Annotated in this window: 1 protein-coding gene; it reads left to right on the top strand. The window is 68.1% G+C overall.

What is annotated here, in order from left to right; genetic code table 11:
- A partial coding sequence (locus GVL52_RS32685) for a tripartite tricarboxylate transporter permease (protein WP_200848073.1) occupies nucleotides 1-392 on the top strand: 392 nt, incomplete at both ends.

Below are 392 nucleotides of genomic sequence, written 5' to 3'. Positions count from 1 at the left end.
GCCTGAATGCGGGCGGCTGGGCTCTCGGGCTGCTGGGCATGGTGCTGTGCCTGGCGGGCGTGATGCTGCCCAGCACCCTGCTCACCTGGGGGGCCGCACGCTGGGCGCACCGCAACCGCGGCCTGCGTGCGGTCCGCGCCTTCAAGCAGGGCATGACGCCGGTCGTGCTGGGCCTGCTGCTCGGCCTCGTGGGGACCGACGTGAACTCGGGCGTGGCCCGCTACAGCTTCGACATTCCCGAACTGACCGACGGCATCAACTTCGTCGTGCTCGCCATGGGTGTGTTCGGCTACGGTGAAATCATCGCCAACCTCTCCAAGCCCGAGGACGACCGCGAGGTGTTCACGGCCAAGGTGCAGGGCCTGTTCCCCACCAAGGAAGACTTCAAGCGC

This window comes from Rhizobium sp. 18055, assembly GCF_902706285.1.
In the GTDB taxonomy this organism is placed as follows: Bacteria; Pseudomonadota; Alphaproteobacteria; order Rhizobiales; family Rhizobiaceae; genus Rhizobium.
The sequence above is the reverse complement of the archived record's forward strand: the minus strand, read 5'-3'. Positions and strand labels throughout refer to the sequence as shown.